This is a genomic window from Thermomonospora cellulosilytica, from assembly GCF_014138835.1.
Classification (GTDB): domain Bacteria; phylum Actinomycetota; class Actinomycetes; order Streptosporangiales; family Streptosporangiaceae; genus Thermomonospora; species Thermomonospora amylolytica.
The window spans coordinates 784,701-802,931 of the sequence record NZ_JACJII010000001.1 but is presented as its reverse complement, the minus strand read 5'-3'; the positions used below and the strand labels follow the sequence as shown (position 1 = coordinate 802,931).

Sequence of the window (18,231 nt, the reverse complement as noted above, 5' to 3'; positions counted from 1 at the left end):
CCGGTGGTGCACTCGTGTGACCGGCGGTGGCGCCCCGGCGGTGACCGTCGTGGGCTCGTGGGGCTGGGGCGGGTTATTGGAGTGCGGGGGCGCCACCGGGGTTGGGAGGGTGGGGTGTATGGAGGCCAGGAGCGATGAGCGGTTGCGGGAACGGCTGGTGATGCCGCGGTTCCCGCGTTCGGGGACGTACGACCCGCGGTGGATGATCGCGAACGTGATGGGGCCCAATCCGCTGTGGCTGCTGGAGGAGCTGACCGGGCGGATGGAGCTGCGGCCGGGGATGCGGGTGCTGGACCTGGGCTGCGGCAAGGCGATGACCTCGGTGTTCCTCGCACGGGAGTTCGGGGTGGACGTGTGGGCGGCCGATCTGTGGATCCCGCCCACCGACAACCTGGAGCGGATCAGGGAGGCCGGGTGCGCGGACCGGGTCGTTCCGCTGCGGGTCGAGGCCCGGGAGCTGCCGTTCGCGCACGGGTACTTCGACGCGGTGGTGAGCGTGGACGCGTACCACTACTTCGGGACGGACGACTTCTACCTGGGATATCTGGCGGACTTCATCCGGCCGGGCGGGACGCTCGGCATCGCCGTTCCGGGGGTGCGCGCGGAGATCGAACGGGTGCCGGAGCATCTGCGGCCGTACTGGCAGTGGGAGTTCATGTCCCTGCACACGGTCGCGTGGTGGCGGCGGCACTGGGAGCTGACCGGCAGGGCACGGGTGCGGGACGCCTGGGAGCCGGACGACGGGTGGCGGCTGTGGCGGACCTGGTGCGAGGTCTGCGCCGAGGCCGCCGAGGACGAGGCCGTGCGGGAGGCGTCCCGGCAGGAGGCGCTGATGCTGGCCGCCGACGCCGGGCGCACGTTCACGTTCGCGCACCTTGTGGCGGAGATGACAGAGCCCGCCGGATCCTGATCGCGGGGGTGGGCGCGGCGGGACGTACGCTGGAGACGACGGATCCTCCCGGGCCCCGGGAGGGCGACGTGTCGTTGCGAGGGGAAGACGAGCGGATGAGCGGCGAGAAGGCTCCGATGTCGGGCGCGAAGGGATTCGCCTTGATCATCGGCGGGATGTTCGCCGTGATGCTCGTCCTGTGGCTGATCGCCACCCTGGCCGCCCCCTGATCCGTTCCCGGTCCGCGGCCCGGCGCGGGCAGACCCTAGAGTGAGGGGATGCCCACGCTGATCGTGCTGCGCCACGCCAAGGCCGTGGAGGGGATCGGGCTGGCCGACATCGACCGCCCGCTGGCGGGCCGGGGCCGCCGTGACGCCGCCGCCACCGGCGCCTGGCTCCGCGAGAACGACCTGGTGCCCGATCTGGTGCTGTGCTCCACGGCGGTGCGGACCCGCGAGACCCTGGAGGGCCTGGCACTGGACTCCCCGGTGGAGTTCGAGCCCGGGATCTACGACAACCACGTCGACAACCTGCTGTCGCTGATCCAGGCGGTCGACGACGACGTGGAACGCCTCCTGCTGGTCGGCCACAACCCCTCGATGCACGAGCTGGTCCACGACCTCACCGGCGGCGCCCCCGACTCGTTCCCGACCTGCGCCCTGGCCGTGATCGACCTCCCCGGCCCCTGGTCGCAGACCTGGCCCGGCAGCGGCACCCTCACCCTCCACCGCACCCCCAAGGGCTGACCCCGGCACGGCCTGCCCCGGCGGACTTCGACCGGACGGCGGCGGTGAACTTCTGGGGCGTGCTCCTCACCGTCCAGCGGGCGCTCCCGTGCTGACGGACGGCGCCCGCATCGTCGTCAACGCCTCGTGGACTCTGCACCGGGGCGATGCCACCGCCGGCCTGGACTCCGCCACCAAGGCCGTCCGAGCGGGGCGGCCGCGTTACCGGCGTTGACTTATATAAGCGGTCGCTAATAACCTGCCTTCGTGCATGCGTTCGATGTGCTGGGCGATCCGGTGCGGCGGCGGATCCTGGAGCTGCTGGCCGAGGGAGAGATGACCTCCGGGGCGGTGTGCGCGGTGATCCGGGAGGAGTTCGGGATCTCGCAGCCGGCGGTGTCGCAGCATCTCAAGGTGCTGCGGGACGGCGGGTTCGCCACGGTGCGTCCCGAGGGGGCGCGGCGGCTGTACGCGGTCAACACCGATCCGCTGCGGGACGTGGACGCATGGCTGGACAGGTTCCGGCGGTTCTGGGAGCCGAAGCTGGACGCGCTGGAGACCGAGCTGGCGCGCGGGCGCCGGGAGCGCCGCCGTGACGCCACCGACGAGACGGGGAGCAACCCATGACCGATGTCACCGAGCAGATCAACGCCGTGCGCCGCCAGGTCGGCACCCGCACCCTCGAGGCGGGGGAGGCCAGGGTCAGCACCATCAGCCGCAGCTACGCCACCTCCGTCGAGGACCTGTGGGACGCCTGCACCAACGCCGAGCGGCTTCCCCGCTGGTTCCTGCCGATCAGCGGGGACCTCAAGGTCGGCGGGCGCTACCAGCTCGAGGGCAACGCCGGCGGCACGATCGAGCGCTGCGACCCGCCTCGGAGCTTCGCCGCCACCTGGGAGTACAACGGGCAGCTGAGCTGGATCGAGGTGCGGCTGACCGAGGAGCCCGGCGACCGGGCGCGGCTGGAGCTGGAGCACATCGCGCGCGTCGAGGACCACGCGGAGTTCTGGGAGCAGTTCGGGCCGGGCGCGACCGGGATCGGCTGGGACCTGGCCCTGTACGGGCTCTTCCTCCACATCGACTCCGGCCAGGTCGTGGACCCGAAGGAGTTCGAGGCCTGGAACCTGTCCGAGGAAGGCATGCGGTTCATGACGCTGAGCAACGAGCGGTGGTGCGAGGCCAACATCGCCGCGGGCACCGACGAGGCCGCCGCCCGGGCCGCGGCCGAACGCACGTTCGCCTTCTACACGGGCGCGGGCCAGGAGCAGGGTTAGCCCGCCGCGGGCGGGTCCTCGGCGTCGGCGGCCTCGACCTCCTCGCGGGAGATCCCCAGCAGGAACAGGATCGTGTCCAGGTAGGGGACGTTCACCGCGGCGTCGGCGGCCTGGCGGACCACCGGCTTGGCGTTGTAGGCGATGCCGAGCCCGGCGGCCTGCAGCATGTCCAGGTCGTTGGCGCCGTCGCCGATCGCGACGGTCTGGCTGATCGGGATCCCGGCGCGGCGGGCGAACTCCTGCAGCGCCCGCGCCTTCCCGGCCCGGTCGATCACCTCGCCGACGACCCGCCCGGTCAGCTTGCCGTTCACGATCTCCAGCGTGTTGGCGGCCGAGTAGTCGATCCCCAGCTCCTCCACCAGCCCGTCGGTGACCTGGGTGAACCCGCCGCTGACGATGGCGAACTTGTAGTCCAGCCGCTTGAGGGTGCGCACCAGGGTGCGGGCCCCGGAGGCGAGCTGGACCTTGCGGCGGACCTCGTCGATCGCCGCCGCGTCCAGCCCGGCCAGCAGCGCCACCCGCTCCCGCAGCGAGCCCTCGAAGTCCAGCTCGCCGCGCATCGCCGCCTCGGTGACCTTGGCGACCTCGGGCAGGCAGCCGGCGTGCTCGGCCAGCAGCTCGATCACCTCGCCCTGGATCAGGGTCGAGTCGACGTCCATCACGATCAGCCGCTTGGCCCGCCGGTACAGGCCGGACCGCTGCACCGCCACGTCCACCTGCTGCTGCGCGGCCTCGGCGGTCAGCTCCGCCCGAAGCGCCACCGGGTCGGCCCCCGACACCTGCAGCTCGATGCAGGTCACCGGGTAGGAGGCCAGCCGGTCGATGCGGTCGATGTTGGCCCCGCCGGCGGCGATCCGCCCGGCGATCCCGGCCATCGCGCCCGGCCGCAGCGGGCTGCCGAGCACGGTGACGTGCAGCCGGCCGCGGCGGCGCGGGGAGGTCTTGTCCCGGCCGGTGGAGACCTCGATGTCCATGTCGAGGTCGGCGGCCACCTTCTCGGCGGCCGACCACACCTGGCCGATGTCGGCGTTCTGGGGGCACTCCAGCAGCACGCCCAGCACCAGCCGGCCGCGGATGACGACCTGCTCGACGTCGGCGACGGTCACCGGGAAACCGGCCAGCGTGGAGAACAGCCGGGAGGTGACGCCCGGGCGGTCCCGGCCGGTGAGCGTGATGAGCAGCGTGCGCTGTGACCCGTCCATGCTGCTGACTACGCTACCGGCCGGGTCATGGTGCACCGCCCGGAGGGTCAAGCGGCGGCAGTGCCCGGCACCGCGTTCCGAGCCCGTGGCAACGCCGCGAAACCCGGGTCTTTTCCGCAGGTCATACGCGGGCTTGCCGGATCCTTGGCGGCGCCGTCCCCGGCCGGTCACCGGAGCGCCGCCGAGATTTCACCCGCCGCGCCCGGCGGCCGGGTGTGACATTCGGCACGTTCGCCGGTCAGGGCCTCACCCGGCGGGCGGCCAGGACCGCGACCAGCGCGATGCCGATGAGCAGCACCGCGCCGACCCGCAGGCCGAGCTCCAGCCGGTCGGTCCCGAACGCGGTGGCCAGCGCGCCCGCCACGCCGACCGCCAGCGACGACCCGAGCGTGTCGCTGAGCTGCAGCGCCGAGGAGTTGGCGCCCTGCTCCTGCGGCGCCGACTGGTTGAGCACCAGGACGCTGAGGCTGCTCAGCGCCATCCCCATGCCGAGCCCGCCGATGACCCAGGCGGGCGCCGCCCACCAGCCGCCCACCTGCAGGGCCACCGACGCCGCGACCACCCCGGCGGCGACGAACACCGCCCCGGCCTGCACGAAGAACGCCCGCGGGCGCCTGGACCGCCCCTGGTACTGCGAGGCCGCCGACCAGCCGAGGGCCGCGAGCGTCAGCACCAGCCCCGCCTGGCTGGGACTGAAGCCGTGCAGCGAGGTCAGCGCCAGCGGGATGAACACGTCCGTGCCGAAGAACGCCCCGGCCAGCAGTCCCCGCATCACCACCGTGGTCGGCACGCCGCGCCGCAGCCGCAGCGCCCCGGCGGGCAGCAGCTTCGGCAGCCCCCAGCCCAGCCCGGCCAGCCCCGCGACCGCCGCGGGCACCGACGGCCACGACAGGTCGTCGACCGCGTACAGCACCACCGCCGCCCCGATCGCGGTGACGAGCGCGGGGATCACCCGTCCCCGCGGCGCCTCCCGCGTCTCCTGCGGCTCCGGCGCCGCCATCCCCCGCAGCGCCGGGACGAGCATCAGCGTCGCCGGAACGACCAGCGGGATCAGTCCCAGGAACACCCAGCGCCAGTGCGCGTGCTCGGCGATGAGGCCCCCGGCGGCGGGCCCGAGCAGCGACGGCAGCACCCAGGCGGTCGAGGTCGCCGCGAACACCCGGGGCCGCAGCGCGTCCGGATAGACCCGCGCGATCATCACGTACAGCGCGACCATCGCCAGGCCGGAGCCGACGCCCTGCACGGTCCGCCCGGCCACCAGCACCCACATGTACGGCGCGGCGCCCGCGACCACGAGCCCGGCGACGAACACCGCCAGCCCGGCCAGCAGTGGCCTGGCCGGTCCCGCGCGGTCGATCCAGCCGCCCGCCAGCACGGTGGCCGCCATGCTCGCGATCAGCATCGCGCTGAAGCTCCAGCCGTACAGCGTCAGCCCGTCCAGATCGCGGGCCACCACCGGCATCACCGTGCCGACCGCCATCGCCTCGAACGCCAGCAGCGTGATCGTCAGCATGATGCCGACGGTCGGCATCCGGTAGCGGCCGGTCAGCAGCCCCGCCCCGGCCTCGGCCGCGTCGGCCTTCTCGACGTCCGTGTCGAGCTCCTTCGTCGTCCCGCGGAACGCGGTCCCGGCTCCTGCGGCGGGACCGCCCCGGCGAGCATAAGGGCACGCATGACCGGCCCTCGCGCGGGGACGACCGCATCCGGGAGACAGGCGAGCGGTCCCGGTCCGCCGCCGCTCGGGGGGCGGTCCGGCAGGCTCTCCGCGGGCGGACGGCGGGGCGTTCGGCGTGAAGATCGGCGAAAGCGGTATAACGCCCCAGTGGGACGCGTGGGTGACCGGCCCCGGGCGGCAGAATGACCGGGTGGTTACACGGCCCGTCCGCCAGACTGATTCGGCAGGGCCATGACAGAGAGTACGGTCGGCAACGTGGGCACTGAGCGGGAGTTTCGCCGGGAGCCGGGTGCGGGGGCGCGCGCGGTCCGGCCGGTGCGCCCGCGGGTGCCCGCCGGCCCCCGGATCCGGGTGGCGGACGGCGGCCGGCCGCCCCGGGCCGGTCCGGCCGGGGGTCGAGTCGCAGGCCGGGCCGGAAAAGGCCCGGCGCGCCCACCGGACCCGAGGCGCGCGATCGTGTTCACCGGGCTTTGCCCGCCATCCGCCCCGGCCCGCCCGGCGGCTGAACGAACTCCAATGTCCGGATCGTCATCGAAATCGGTATGAACGTAACAATCAAGTATGCGGCAGGCTCCGACATAGGCTGCGTCCGGGAGAACAATGAGGACTCGGCCTATGCCGGGTCCCGGCTCATCGCGGTCGCCGACGGGATGGGCGGTTACGCGGGCGGTGAGGTGGCCAGTTCCACCGTCATCGGATCGTTGCGCTCGCTGGACGTCGACGTCCCCGTTGACGATCTGGAGGACGCGTTGGCCCGTGCGGTGGCCGAGGCCAACGAGAAATTGCGCATCGCCCGGGAAGAACGCCCCGACCTCAGCAGAATGGGCACCACGCTGACCGCCATGTTGTGGTCGGGCAAGCACATTGCGCTGGCGCACATCGGCGATTCCCGGGGTTATCTGCTGCGCGACGGCGAGCTGTTCCAGATCACCCAGGACCACACGATGGAACGGCTGCTCAATCCGCAGGCCGGTCCGGACGAGCAGGGCGAGCCCTCCCGGCTGTCGCACGTGCTGTACCGGGTGCTGGACGGGCGCGAGGACCGCGACCCCGACCTGCGCCGCCGCGAGGCGCTGCTGGGCGACCGGTACCTGCTGTGCTCCGACGGGCTGTCCGGGGTGGTGGACGCGCAGACGATCTACGAGGTGCTGTCGGAGGAGGCCGAGCCGGCCGACGCGATCCGCCGGCTCATCCAGCTCGCCAGGGACGGCGGCGGACCCGACAACATCACCTGCGTGATCGCCGACGTGGTGGAGGGCGACCCCGACTCCACCATGCGCGACCCCCAGATCGTGGGGGCGGCCGGGCAGCTCTAGCCGCCCTCTCCGGTCGCCCTCGCCGCGCCCCGCCGCGGACGGGTGTCCGCAGCTCAGGTCACGGTCTGGTCGCGGATGCCCGATTTTGCTTGACCTCGCCCCGGTCGTACCCGGTATACGGGTCATCCGGACATTGCCATCGGGGGCGGAGGATTCCATGGCGGGGGCGACGGAAGCGACGACCACCGAGGCGCCACGCGGCGTCGTCGGCGTCGTCGTCGACCGTGCGCTCGCCGCCGCGCGGCACGGCGTTCAGGGCGTCGCGTTGCGGGTCGGGGCGATGGCGCTGGCGGCCGTCGCCGTGGCCTGGGTCCACCGAGTGAGCGGTCCCGGCGTGCCGTGTCCGGTGCGGACGCTCACCGGGATTCCCTGCCCGCTGTGCGGTGGGACGACCGTGTTCATTGAGCTGGGATCGGGACATCCGGTCCGGGCCGTGGCCGCCAACCCGCTCGTGGTGGCGGCCGCGGTGGCGCTGGCCGTGGCCCCGCTGGGGGCCGGGCGCCGATGGTGGTCGATGCGGCCCGCGAGCCGCGCCGTGATCCTCGGCACCGCTCTGGCGGCCTCCGAACTGTGGCAGCTCGCCCGGTTCGATCTTTTGCGCATGTGAACGCAGGACCGCGAGGCGGGCGCATGGTCTCGACGTCGAGCGTCATGGAGCCCGGCGGGTCTGGCGTACGTCAGACAACCACGAGGGACGATCACTAACAAGGAGTAAGCGTGGGCAACCCCTACGACCCGTACGGCCAGCAGCAGCCGGGGTACGGACAGCAGCCCGGGTACGGCCAGCCGGCCCCCCAGCCGGGCTACGGGCAGCCGGGCTACGGCCAGCCCGGGTACGGTCAGCCGGCCCCCCAGCCGGGGTACGGCCAGCCGGCCGAGGTGCACCACCACCACTACGGCCCCCAGCACGGCGTGCTCGCCGAGTGGGGTTCGCGGGTGGGCGCCTACATCATCGACGGCCTGATCATCGGCGTTCCGGCCGGCGTGCTCTACGTCATCGGCTTCATCTGCCTGGGCGCCGGCGCCGGCGACCCGTACACCGGTGAGGGCGGCAGCGGCGGCCTGGTCGCGCTGGCGTTCCTGTTCTGGGGCCTGTCGTTCATCGTGAGCGTGGTCGGCGGCCTCTGGCTGGTCTACCAGGAGGGCACCACGGGGCAGACCATCGGCAAGCGCCAGATGGGGATCAAGCTCATCGGCTCGCACTCGGGGCAGCCGATCGGGTTCGGCTCGGCGTTCGTGCGCAAGATCGCGCACATCCTGGACGGCATCCCCTGCTACATCGGCTACCTGTGGCCGCTGTTCGACGACAAGAAGCAGACGTTCGCCGACAAGGTGATGAGCACTCTCGTCGTCCGCGTCTGACGCACCGCCGCCACGGTTCCGCACAGGGCGTCCCGGTCTCCCGGGGCGCCCTGTCGCCGTTCCGAGGGTCTCAGGGGACCGGGTCGAAGGCGCTGTTGTGGGCGGCGACCCGGGCCCGGCGCACCGCGCGGTCCAGCACCCGCAGGGCCTCCTCGCGGCGGCCGATCTGGGCGGCGGTCAGCCCGTGCCCCTCCAGCCGGCGGGCCAGGTCGACGACCAGGGCCAGCCGTCCGGCCAGCGCCGCCACCCGGTGGGCGCGCGGCGGATAGCCGGGGGCCAGGGTGGCGCCGCGTTCGGGGTCGCGCAGGTCGGCCAGCGCGTCGGCGATCTCCGGCGGCACCCCGGCGGCGCCGTCCACGGTCAGCAGCGCCTCGGTGACCTCGCGCATCGCCAGGGTAAGCTGCCGGTCGGCCTCGGGCAGCGACGGGACGTCCGCGACGCCCGGCCGGGACTCGTAGCACCGCCAGCGGATCCCCACGTACGACGAGCCGCGCCGGTCCTCGGCCGGCACCAGCCCCACGGGACCGTCCGGCAGCCCGACCAGGACCGCCTCCCCGGCGTCCACGGCGGCGGCGTTCAGCTCCGGCGGGCCGGTCAGGCCCAGCGGGTCGCCCGGGGCGGGCAGCGCCAGCCGCAGCGTCCGCATCCCGGCCACCTTCAGCACCGCCAGGGCCCGCCGCAGCGGCATGTCCGCGGGCTCGTCCGGCAGCCCGCCCACGATCTGCGGGCAGCCGGCCCCCTCGACGGCGTCGACCGCCTCGTCCAGCCCGATGTGGCCGCCCAGCCAGGCATTCCCCCAGGCGACCAGTGCCGCCGCCGCATCGCGGCGGGGAGGGAACGCTTCCTGCATGCAGACCACCTTCGAACGTTCGCCGTACGTGACGTCTCTGTCATGGTGAGCGCCCGTACACCCGGTGTCCAATCAGCGCACCGCGCGGGCCGGGGCGCACCCCGACGCGGGCCGAGGGTAGCCGCGCACACCGGCCGAAGATGACGTAGGTTCGTGCTGCGAGGATCGATCCCGGCAGGTCCGGGCGGCGTTGGACAAAAGGAACAGGGGCGGATGAGCGGCGAGGTACTGCAGCTCCGCGGCGTCGGGGTGAAGCGCGACCAGGCCATGCTGCTGCGCGACGTCGACTGGACGGTGCACGAGAACGAGCGATGGGTCGTCATCGGGCCCAACGGAGCGGGCAAGACCACGCTGCTGCAGGTCGCCGCGACCCTGCTGTTCCCGACCGTGGGCACCGTCGACGTGCTGGGCGAACGGCTCGGCCGCACCGACGTGTTCGAGCTGCGGCCGCGGATCGGCTTCGCCAGCGCCGCGGTCGCCGACCGGGTGCCCAGGAACGAGAAGGTCATCGACCTGGTGCTGACCGCCTCGTACGCGATCCTGGGCCGTTCGCGGGAGGAGTACGAGTCCGCCGACGTGACCCGCGCGGTGGAACTGCTGGAGGCGCTGGGCTGCGCCGAGCTGCTCCGCCGCACGTTCTCCACCCTGTCGGAGGGCGAGCGCAAGCGGGTGCAGATCGCCCGCGCCCTGATGCCCGACCCCGAGCTGCTGCTGCTCGACGAACCGGCCGCCGGCCTCGACCTCGGCGGCCGCGAGGACCTGGTCACCCGCCTGGGCATGCTGGCCAACGACCCGGCCGCCCCCACCATGGTGCTGGTCACCCACCATGTGGAGGAGGTCCCCGACGGCTTCACCCACGCCATGCTCCTGCGCCGCGGCGCCGTCGTCGCCCAGGGCAAGGTCGACGAGGTCTTCACCGACGAGCACCTCACCGAATGCTTCGGCCTCCCGTTGCAGGTGGAACGCCACAACAACCGCTGGCGTGCCTATGGCCGCGCCTCCGGCGCGGCGGCGAGCGAGCCCTAGGACGCGCGGCCGTTCGTCGTCGCGGGCTCGCTCGCGGTGGCCTTCAGCACCTGCGTGTGCAGGGACTCGGAACGTTCGGGTCAGTTCGTCACGAGATTCGCGATGGCGGTGAGGCCGACCAGGACGATGACGGTGCGGAGGGCGGCGGGGGGCAGGCGGCGGCCGACCTTGGCGCCGAGGAGGCCGCCCACGGTGGAGCCGAGGGCGATCAGCAGGACGGCGAGCCAGGAGATGTCGGTGGCGCCGGTCAGCCAGACGATGACGAAGACCAGCGCGGCGACTCCGTTGACCAGGGCGGACAGCACGTTCTTGGCGGCGTTGTTCCGCTGCAGGTCCTCGTCGAGGAAGATGCCGAGCAGGGCGATCAGGATGATGCCCTGGGCGGCGCCGAAGTAGCCGCCGTAGACGCCGGCGGCCAGGATGCCCGCCCACAGCCAGGGACCGCCGTGCGGGTGGTGGCGTTCGCGCCGGGCGGCCAGCCAGGCGTTCACCCTGGGCTGGGCGACGACCAGGACCAGGGCGACCGCGATGAGGACGGGGACGATCACGCCGAACGCGTCGTCGGGGAGGCCCAGCAGCAGCGCGGCCCCGATGAGGGCGCCGGTGAGCGAGGCGGCGGCCAGCCGCAGCAGGCGGGCGCGCTGGCCGGACAGTTCCCTGCGGTAGCCGTACGCGCCGGCGAGGGAGCCGGGGACCAGGCCGATGTTGTTGGTGACGTTCGCGGTCACCGGGGGGAAGCCCAGGGCCAGCAGGGTCGGGAAGGTGATCAGGGTGCCCGAGCCCACCACCGCGTTGATCCCGCCCGCGCCGATCCCGGCCACGAGGACCGCCGTCGCCTCCAGCGCGTTCACGCCCGGCTCCCTGGACTTTTCATGCCCCGATGGTAGGGATCGGTCCGAAAAGCCGGGTCGGCGGGGTCGGGCGACCGCGGTGGAGCTGTGCGGAGCGAGGATCGTCTGATCCCCGCGTTCAGGGGCCTGGGGTCGTCCCCCGGAGCGGCGGGTCAGCCGGCGTCGCGCAGCGGGGCGCGCTCCTCGGGCCGGACGTCGTCCATCGGGTGCTCGACCAGGGCGAGGACCCGGCTGGCCATGAAGCGGGCGGTGCGGACGGGGGTGCCGCTGCGGGTCACCTCGCTGACCTCGACCACGCCGCGCCGGGTGGCGATCTCCACCCGGCGGCCCGCCCGGGTGGCCTTGACCTCGTAGGTCCGGGTGCCCTCACCGGCGTCGATGACGATCTCGACCTTGTCGCCCTTCATGCCGCCCCGCTCCCCGCTTCGAACGTATATTCGAGGTATACCCGGAAACGGGTGGTTTCAACCGGTATCGCGCCAGGTGAGGCCGCTACGGAACGGGCCGCACCTGCACCACGCCCTCCTCGGACGTGCGGGTCTCGAACGCCGGCTGGCGGCTGGTGGCGGGCCCGTGCACCACCGCCCCGTCGGCCACCCGGAACGTGCTCCCGTGCCACGGGCACACCACGCAGGTCTCGGCGCTCTCGTCGGCGACGATCCGCCCCTGGTGCAGCGGGCCGCCCAGATGGGCGCAGCGGTCGGCCAGGATGTGCACGTCCTCGCCCTGCCGCAGCACGAACAGGTTGATGTACCCGAGCTGCCGCTGCACCGGCCACCCGTCCGGCAGCTCGTCGATCTTGCACAGGTCGTGCCAGCCCAGCGACACCAGATGCGCCAGCTTGTCGGCGTGGTTGGCCCCCGCCGCCAGCCGGAACGCCAGATGCCCGCCCAGGTAGCCGCCGCCCATCAGCATCGACAGCCCGGCGAACCCCAGCATCCGTCCCACCGCAGTGCGGCCCTGCCGCCGCGCCACCAGCGACGCGGCGTACAGCACCGTCGCCGCCCCGGTCGCCGACGCGTGCACCAGCCCGACCCGCTTCTGCCCCCGGTGCAGCGCCGACCAGTCGGTCCACCCCGTCAGCACCGTGGGCAGCGCCCCCGCCAACCCGGCCGCCACCAGCGTCCGCGCCGCCCGTTCCGTGCCGGGCATCAGGTCCAGCACCGCCGCCGACATCCAGCACCCCATCGGCACGTCCGTCAACGACGGATGCGCCGGATGCCCCATCGGCACCCCGTGCAGCGCGTCCTTCACCGGCCCGGGCCGCAGCACCCGCGAGATCACCGCCGAGATCCCCCGGACGCCCCCGTCCAGCCCCTCCACGTGCTCCAGCCCGTCCACCACGTCGGCCGGATGGCTTCCCGGCCGACGAGTCCCCCGCCGGAACAGCTTGCTGGCCCGTCCACTCATCGCTTCCTCCCAAAGGAAACCGGGTGCGACGTCTCCGCGACGGACCCAGGGGCCCGCCACGACACAGGCCCCTACCCCCAAACAGGCCCCAACAGCCCACACCCCCATATGTCACACCCCACCCGCACTCGCCCGGCCCTCGCATCGACGTTCACGAGAAAGCCGGCCACCCGACGCCACCAGGCCATCCGTTCCGCCGTACCTCGAACCAGACCGTCGTACGACCGGCCGCGCCGCGACTCCAGTCCCACCGGGGTCGCCGTGGTGGCCTTGGCCGGTCCGTCACCGGTGGGCGGTGAAGAACTCGCGGATGTCGGCGAGCAGCAGGTCGGGGGCCTCCATCGCGGCGAAGTGGCCGCCGCGGTCGAACTCCGACCAGTGCACGATGTTGTTGATCCTCTCCTCGTCCCGGCGCAGTGCGATGTCCTGGACGGTGAACAGGGCCACGCCCGTCGGCACCGGGGACGCCTCCTGCTCGCCCCATGCGCGGGCGTCCTCGTAGTAGAGCGCGGCGGAGGAGCCCGCCGTGCCGGTCAGCCAGTAGATCGTGACGTCGGTGAGCAGCAGGTCGCGGTCGATCGCCTCGTGCGGAAGCTCCTTGGCCAGGTCGGTCATGTCCCTGATCTTGTCGATGATCCAGGCGAGCTGGCCCACGGGCGAGTCGGTCAGGCCGTAGGCGAGGGTCTGCGGCCGGGTCGACTGGATGGCGATGTAGCCGCCCGCCTCGTTCATGAACTCGTTCATCCGCCGCACCCTGGCCCGCTCGCGCTCGGTCAGCGTCGGGTCGTCCGCTTCGGCGCTGGGGTAGGTCGTACCGCCGTTGACGTGCACCGCGACGACGTTGCCGGGCGCGGCCAGGCCGAGCGCGCGGGAGATCCCGCCGCCGAAGTCGCCGCCCTGGGCGCCGTAGCGGTCGTAGCCCAGCCTGCGCATCAGCTCGGCCCAGGCGGTGGCGATGCGCTCCGTCGTCCAGCCGGCCTCGCGGGTCGGGCCGGAGAAGCCGAAGCCGGGGATCGAGGGGATGACCAGGTGGAAATCCCGTGACAACGGCTCGATCAGGTCGAGGAACTCCACGACCGAGCCGGGCCAGCCGTGGGTGAGGATCAGCGGCAGGGCGTCGGGGTCGTCGGAACGGACATGGAGGAAGTGGACGTTCTGCCCGTCGATCTCGGTGGTGAACTGCGGGTGGGCGTTCAGCCTCGCCTCCCAGGCCCGCCAGTCGTAGCCGTCGGCCCAGTAGGCGGCCAGCTCCTTGAGGTATCCGACCGGGACCCCGCGGCTCCACCCCTGCCCGCCGATCTCGCTCGGCCAGCGGGTACGGCCCAGCCGGTCGCGCAGGTCCGCCAGCTCTGCCTCGGGGACCCGGACGCGGAACGGACGAATTTCGAAGTCGTTTGCCATGCCCCGAACGCTATGCGTCTGTTAGGACAGATTCAGTCCTAGGTGGACGGCAGACTCGAGGACATGTTGGAGACCTCGGCTCGCCTGCTCAGACTGCTGTCGTTGCTGCAGACCCACCGCCAGTGGTCGGGGGCGGAACTGGCGGACCGGCTGGGCGTGAGCCCGCGCACCGTCCGCCGTGACGTGGACAGGCTGCGCGAACTCGGCTACACCGTGCACGCCGTCGCGGGAACGGCCGGATACCGGCTCGGCGCCGGATCCGACCTGCCGCCGCTGCTGCTGGACGACGAGGAGGCGGTGGCGGTCGCCGTGGGGCTGCGCACCGCCGCGGGCGGAACCGTGACCGGCATCGAGGAAAGCTCGGTGCGGGCGCTGGCCAAACTGGAGCGGGTGCTGCCGTCCCGGCTGCGGCATCGCGTCCGCGCGCTGCAGTCGATGACGGTCCCGATGACGGCCGGCGGACCCGCGGTCGACCCGGACGCCCTGACCGTGATCGCGGCGGCCTGCCGCGACCACGAGAGCCTGCGGTTCGACTACCGCGCCCAGGACGGAAGCCCGTCCAGCCGTCTGGTCGAGCCGTACCGCCTCGTGGTCACCGGACGCCGCTGGTACCTGGCCGCCTACGACATCGAACGCGAGGGCTGGCGCACCTTCCGCCTCGACCGGCTCAGGCTGCGCACGCCCAACGGCCCGCGCTTCGTCCCCCGCGACCCGCCCGCCGCCGACCTCGCGGAGTACGTCGCGCATTCCATCTCCAGCGCGCCCTACCGCTACCAGGGCCGCTTCACCGTGTACGCCCCCGCCTCCGTCGTGGCCGAGAGCATCGCCCCGACCACCGGCACGATCGAGCCCGTCGACACGCGGACGTGCACGCTGACCTGCGGCTCCCACTCACTCGACGAGCTGGCCCTGTGGGTGGCGCTGATCGGCGTCCCCTTCACCGTGCACGAGCCGCCCGAACTGGTCGAGCACATCCGAGCACTCGCCACCCGCCTCGCAGCGGCGACGTCCCCGCCACCGTCCTCCTAGGCGGGGTCGGCGGCGCAGCGGAAGCCGGTGTGGGAGGTGGTGGAGTCGGGGGTGTTGTGGGTGCGGGCGGCCACGCGGTAGCGGTTGCAGTAGGAGTCGTGACAGAGGAACGAGCCGCCGCGGATGACCCGGGACCGGCCGGTCGGGGGGCCTTGGGGGTTGATGCGGGTCTCGGGGGTGTCGGCGGCGTGCCAGTCGGTGCTCCACCAGTCGGCGCACCACTCCCAGACGTTGCCTGAGACGTTGTGGAGGCCGTAGCCGTTGGGGGCGAAGGAGTTGACCGGGGCGGTGCCGGTGAAGCCGTCCTCGCCCGTGTCGTGGACGGGGAACGTGCCCTGCCAGATGTTGCAGCGGTGGCGGCCCTTGGGGGTCAGCTCGTCGCCCCAGGGGTAGCGGGCCTGGTCCAGGCCCCCGCGGGCGGCCATCTCCCATTCGGCCTCGGTGGGCAGGCGCTTGCCGGCCCAGGCGGCGTAGGCGCGGGCGTCGTTCCAGGAGACGTGCACGACGGGGTGGTTGGGGCGGCGTTCGATGGACGAGCCGGGGCCTTCGGGGGCCTTCCAGTACGCGCCGGGGACGGCGACCCACCAGGGGGCCTCGGCCACCGTGCCGTCCATCACGGGGGTGCCCGGGGCGACGTGGTTGTGGAAGACGAACGACCAGCCGTACCGCTCGGCCTCGGTGACGTAGCCGGTGGCCTTCACGAACGCCGCGAACTGCCGGTTGGCGACCGCGTACTTGTCGATCAGGAACGGCGACAGCCGCACGGTGCGGACCGGGCCCTCGCCGTCCTCGGGGAACGCGTCGGGGTCGTCGCCGCCCATCCGGAACTCGCCGCCCGGGATCAGCGCCATGTTCTTGACGATCTCGGCGCGCGACCGCCGCGGGATCTCGAAGTCCCACTCGGGGGAGGCGGCGGTGCGCGTTGCGCCCAGGGAGAGGGCGGGCGCGCAGCAGGCGGAGTGCTGGTGCGGGGTCTCAGCCAACGCGCTCCACCGTCACCGGCACTCCGTTGAAGACCGCGTTCCCCGACAACGGGTCGATCTCCTGCTCGTCGGTCACCTCGTTGACGTTGACGCCGGCGTGCGCGCCCGCGATCCGCAGACGGGTGCCGGGCCGGTCGTGCCCCCACCCGTGCGGCAGGCTCACCACCCCGGTCATCACGCTGTCGGTCGTCTCGGCCACGGCGTGGATCGTACCTGCCCGTGAGGCGACCCGAACCGCGTCGCCGTCGCCGATCCCCAGCCGGGCGGCGTCGGACGGGTTGAGCTGGAGGGTGCAGCGGTTGCTGCCGCCGACCAGTTCCGGCACGTTGTGCAGCCAGCTGTTGTTGGACCGCAGGTGCCGCCGCCCGACCAGCACCAGCCCCTCCGGGGGCGAGCCGCCCAGGTCGGCGCGCAGCCGGTCGGCGTCGGCGGCGAACGACGGCGGGCACAGCTCGACCAGCCCGGAGGCGGTGCACAGCACCTCGTCCAGCCGGGGCTCCAGCGGCCCCAGGTCCACCCCGTGCGGGTGCTCGTCGCGCAGCCTGGCCAGCGTCAGCCCCTCCGGGTCGGCCCCGAAGCCCTCGCCGTACGGGCCGAGCCGCAGCATCATGTCCAGCCGCAGCTCAAAGCCCTGCTCCACAGAGCCCAGCTCCTTGCGCAGCTCCTCGGGCTCCCGCCCGTACACCGGGGAGCCGGGGATCTTGACCGCCTTGGCCAGGGTGCTCGCGACCACCATCTCGTCCAGCGCCATCGGATCGGCGTCGGCCCCCGCGCCGGAGGCGATCAGCGCCAGCCGGGCCAGGATCTCCGCCTCGCCGGGACGTCCCTGCGGCAGCGGCACCACCGGCGGCGAGTACCGGGCGTAGTTGCGGACCGCCAGCCCCAGCAGCGAGATGTCGTAGTGCGGGGTCTGCGCGGGCCGCGGCGGCGGCAGCACCACGTGGGCGTGCCGGGTGGTCTCGTTCAGGTACGGGTCGACGCTGACCATGAACTCCAGCCCGGCCAGCGCCCGCTCCAGCCGGGCCGCGCCCGGGGCCGACAGCGCCGGGTTGCCGCCGATCGTGATCAGCGCGCGGACCTGCCCCTCGCCCGGGGTGGAGATCTCGTCGGCCAGCGTGGCGACCGGGAACTCCCCGTTCACCTCGGGCAGGTCGCGGACCCGGCTGCGCCACCGGCCGGTGGTGAACGGGGCCTTGCGGCGGTAGACCGGCACGTGCGCGGCGCGCGGGAACATCGCCCCGCCCGGCCGGTCCAGGTTGCCGGTCAGCACGTTGAGCACGTCGACCAGCCAGCTCGCGAGGGTGCCGTGCGCCTGGGTGCAGGTGCCGATCCGGCCGTAGACGGCGGCCCGCTCCGCGGCGGCCAGCTCGCGGGCCATCCGGCGGATCTGCAGCGGGCGGATCCCGGTGACGCCGGCGACCAGCTCGGGGGTGAAGTCGACCACCAGGGCGCGCAGGTCGTCCAGCCCGTGCACCCGCCCGGCCAGGGCGCCCAGGTCCACCAGGTCCTCGGCGAACAGGGTGTGCGCCAGCGCCAGCAGCAGGTGCGCGTCCGCGCCCGGCCGGATGAAGACGTGCTGGTCGGCCAGCTTGGCGGTGCGGGTCCGGCGGGGGTCGACGACGGTGACCTTGCCGCCGCGCGCCTGGATCGCCCTGAGCCGGCCGGCGAAGTCGGGGGCCGAGCACAGGCTGCCGTTGGACTCCAGCGGGTTGGCCCCCAGCATCAGCAGGTGGTCGGTGCGGTCCAGGTCCGGCACCGGGATGGCGCCCGGGTCGCCGAACATGTGGCCCGCGCTGACGTGCTTGGGCATCTGGTCGGCGGTGCTGGCCGAGTAGAGGTTGCGGGTGCCCAGCGCCTTGATCAGCGCCCCCACGTACAGGGGCCCGGCGACCGAGTGGGCGGTGGGGTTGCCGAAGTAGACGGCCACCGAGTCCTTGCCGTACCGCTGCACGATGTTCCGCAGCCGCCGCTCGACGGTCGCGAACGCCTCGTCCCAGCCGATCTCGGCGTGCCCGGAGTCCTCGCGCAGCAGCGGGGCGGTCAGCCGGTCCGGGTCGCCGTCGAGCCTGCCGAGCGTGGCGCCCTTGGGGCACAGGAAGCCCCTGCTGAACGGGTCGGCCTTGTCGCCCCGGACACCGACCACCCGGTCGTCGTCGTCGAGGGTGAGTTCGAGGCCGCAGAGGGCTTCGCAGAGCGGGCAGGTCCGGTACGCCGTGCGGCTCATGGGCGCGCTCCTTA

At 73.1% G+C, this 18,231-nt stretch carries 19 protein-coding genes; 10 read left to right on the top strand and 9 right to left on the bottom strand.

Annotated elements, in window-relative coordinates:
* The first annotated feature begins 118 nt into the window (after nucleotides 1–118).
* From HNR21_RS03735 to HNR21_RS03715, 5 genes are all read left to right on the top strand, one after another.
* Complete coding sequence (locus HNR21_RS03735; protein ID WP_182704060.1) at nucleotides 119–910, top strand: SAM-dependent methyltransferase; 792 nt, start codon at nucleotides 119–121, stop codon at nucleotides 908–910.
* Nucleotides 911–978: 68 nt separating this feature from the next.
* Nucleotides 979–1,119 (top strand): hypothetical protein, encoded by a 141-nt coding sequence (locus HNR21_RS03730; RefSeq protein WP_157995818.1) that lies wholly within the window; start codon nucleotides 979–981, stop codon nucleotides 1,117–1,119.
* 48 nt (nucleotides 1,120–1,167) lie between these two features.
* Nucleotides 1,168–1,635, top strand: a complete 468-nt coding sequence (locus HNR21_RS03725) for a SixA phosphatase family protein (RefSeq protein ID WP_182704059.1) — start codon at nucleotides 1,168–1,170, stop codon at nucleotides 1,633–1,635.
* A 246-nt stretch (nucleotides 1,636–1,881) separates the two neighbouring features.
* Nucleotides 1,882–2,241, top strand: a complete 360-nt coding sequence (locus HNR21_RS03720; RefSeq protein ID WP_182704058.1) for an ArsR/SmtB family transcription factor — start codon at nucleotides 1,882–1,884, stop codon at nucleotides 2,239–2,241.
* Complete coding sequence (locus tag HNR21_RS03715) at nucleotides 2,238–2,888, top strand: SRPBCC family protein (protein ID WP_182704057.1); 651 nt, start codon at nucleotides 2,238–2,240, stop codon at nucleotides 2,886–2,888. The genes HNR21_RS03720 and HNR21_RS03715 overlap by 4 nt, the downstream gene beginning before the upstream one ends.
* Here the strand turns inward: HNR21_RS03715 and serB are convergent.
* Both serB and HNR21_RS03705 read right to left on the bottom strand, forming a co-directional pair.
* Nucleotides 2,885–4,090, bottom strand: coding sequence for a phosphoserine phosphatase SerB (gene serB / locus HNR21_RS03710; RefSeq protein ID WP_182704056.1), 1,206 nt, complete (start codon nucleotides 4,088–4,090; stop codon nucleotides 2,885–2,887). The genes HNR21_RS03715 and serB overlap by 4 nt on opposite strands.
* A gap of 238 nt (nucleotides 4,091–4,328) precedes the next feature.
* Nucleotides 4,329–5,603, bottom strand: a complete 1,275-nt coding sequence (locus HNR21_RS03705) for an MFS transporter (protein WP_246441944.1) — start codon at nucleotides 5,601–5,603, stop codon at nucleotides 4,329–4,331.
* Nucleotides 5,604–6,307: 704 nt separating this feature from the next.
* Between HNR21_RS03705 and HNR21_RS03700 the strand changes: the two genes are divergently transcribed.
* From HNR21_RS03700 to HNR21_RS34970, 3 genes are all read left to right on the top strand, one after another.
* Complete coding sequence (locus tag HNR21_RS03700) at nucleotides 6,308–7,081, top strand: PP2C family protein-serine/threonine phosphatase (protein ID WP_119727908.1); 774 nt, start codon at nucleotides 6,308–6,310, stop codon at nucleotides 7,079–7,081.
* Between the two features lie 157 nt (nucleotides 7,082–7,238).
* A complete protein-coding gene (locus HNR21_RS03695) occupies nucleotides 7,239–7,688 on the top strand; it encodes a DUF2752 domain-containing protein (RefSeq protein WP_182704054.1) in 450 nt (149 codons plus the stop codon).
* Between the two features lie 110 nt (nucleotides 7,689–7,798).
* The gene (locus HNR21_RS34970) at nucleotides 7,799–8,443 is read left to right on the top strand and encodes an RDD family protein (protein WP_182704053.1); all 645 of its coding nucleotides are present in this window, start codon (nucleotides 7,799–7,801) and stop codon (nucleotides 8,441–8,443) included.
* Between the two features lie 70 nt (nucleotides 8,444–8,513).
* On the opposite strand, the gene HNR21_RS03685 is transcribed toward HNR21_RS34970, so the two are convergent.
* On the bottom strand, nucleotides 8,514–9,293 hold the full coding sequence (locus HNR21_RS03685; protein WP_182704052.1) for an Rv1486c family protein: 780 nt from the start codon (nucleotides 9,291–9,293) through the stop codon (nucleotides 8,514–8,516).
* 213 nt (nucleotides 9,294–9,506) lie between these two features.
* Between HNR21_RS03685 and HNR21_RS03680 the strand changes: the two genes are divergently transcribed.
* Nucleotides 9,507–10,319: an ABC transporter ATP-binding protein gene (locus HNR21_RS03680; RefSeq protein ID WP_182704051.1), complete on the top strand. Its 813-nt coding sequence runs from the start codon at nucleotides 9,507–9,509 to the stop codon at nucleotides 10,317–10,319.
* A gap of 80 nt (nucleotides 10,320–10,399) precedes the next feature.
* Here the strand turns inward: HNR21_RS03680 and HNR21_RS03675 are convergent, their stop codons facing one another.
* The 4 genes from HNR21_RS03675 to HNR21_RS03660 all read right to left on the bottom strand — a co-directional run bounded on the left by HNR21_RS03675 (nucleotide 10,400) and on the right by HNR21_RS03660 (nucleotide 13,981).
* Entirely contained in the window at nucleotides 10,400–11,170 is a 771-nt protein-coding gene (locus tag HNR21_RS03675; RefSeq protein WP_182704050.1) for a sulfite exporter TauE/SafE family protein, read from the bottom strand.
* Between the two features lie 152 nt (nucleotides 11,171–11,322).
* Entirely contained in the window at nucleotides 11,323–11,577 is a 255-nt protein-coding gene (locus HNR21_RS03670) for a DUF8836 family protein (protein WP_182704049.1), read from the bottom strand.
* An 85-nt stretch (nucleotides 11,578–11,662) separates the two neighbouring features.
* Nucleotides 11,663–12,580, bottom strand: a complete 918-nt coding sequence (locus HNR21_RS03665) for a Rieske (2Fe-2S) protein (RefSeq protein WP_119727915.1) — start codon at nucleotides 12,578–12,580, stop codon at nucleotides 11,663–11,665.
* 282 nt (nucleotides 12,581–12,862) lie between these two features.
* Complete coding sequence (locus tag HNR21_RS03660; protein ID WP_182704048.1) at nucleotides 12,863–13,981, bottom strand: epoxide hydrolase family protein; 1,119 nt, start codon at nucleotides 13,979–13,981, stop codon at nucleotides 12,863–12,865.
* 63 nt (nucleotides 13,982–14,044) lie between these two features.
* On the opposite strand from HNR21_RS03660, the gene HNR21_RS03655 reads away from it, so the two are divergent.
* Nucleotides 14,045–15,010, top strand: a complete 966-nt coding sequence (locus HNR21_RS03655; RefSeq protein ID WP_182704047.1) for a helix-turn-helix transcriptional regulator — start codon at nucleotides 14,045–14,047, stop codon at nucleotides 15,008–15,010.
* On the opposite strand, the gene HNR21_RS03650 is transcribed toward HNR21_RS03655, so the two are convergent.
* Both HNR21_RS03650 and HNR21_RS03645 read right to left on the bottom strand, forming a co-directional pair.
* On the bottom strand, nucleotides 15,007–15,993 hold the full coding sequence (locus HNR21_RS03650) for an SUMF1/EgtB/PvdO family nonheme iron enzyme (protein WP_312880827.1): 987 nt from the start codon (nucleotides 15,991–15,993) through the stop codon (nucleotides 15,007–15,009). The two genes, HNR21_RS03655 and HNR21_RS03650, sit on opposite strands and share 4 nt — an antisense overlap.
* Entirely contained in the window at nucleotides 15,986–18,217 is a 2,232-nt protein-coding gene (locus HNR21_RS03645) for a molybdopterin oxidoreductase family protein (protein ID WP_182704046.1), read from the bottom strand. The genes HNR21_RS03650 and HNR21_RS03645 overlap by 8 nt, the downstream gene beginning before the upstream one ends.
* Nucleotides 18,218–18,231 lie beyond the last annotated feature (14 nt).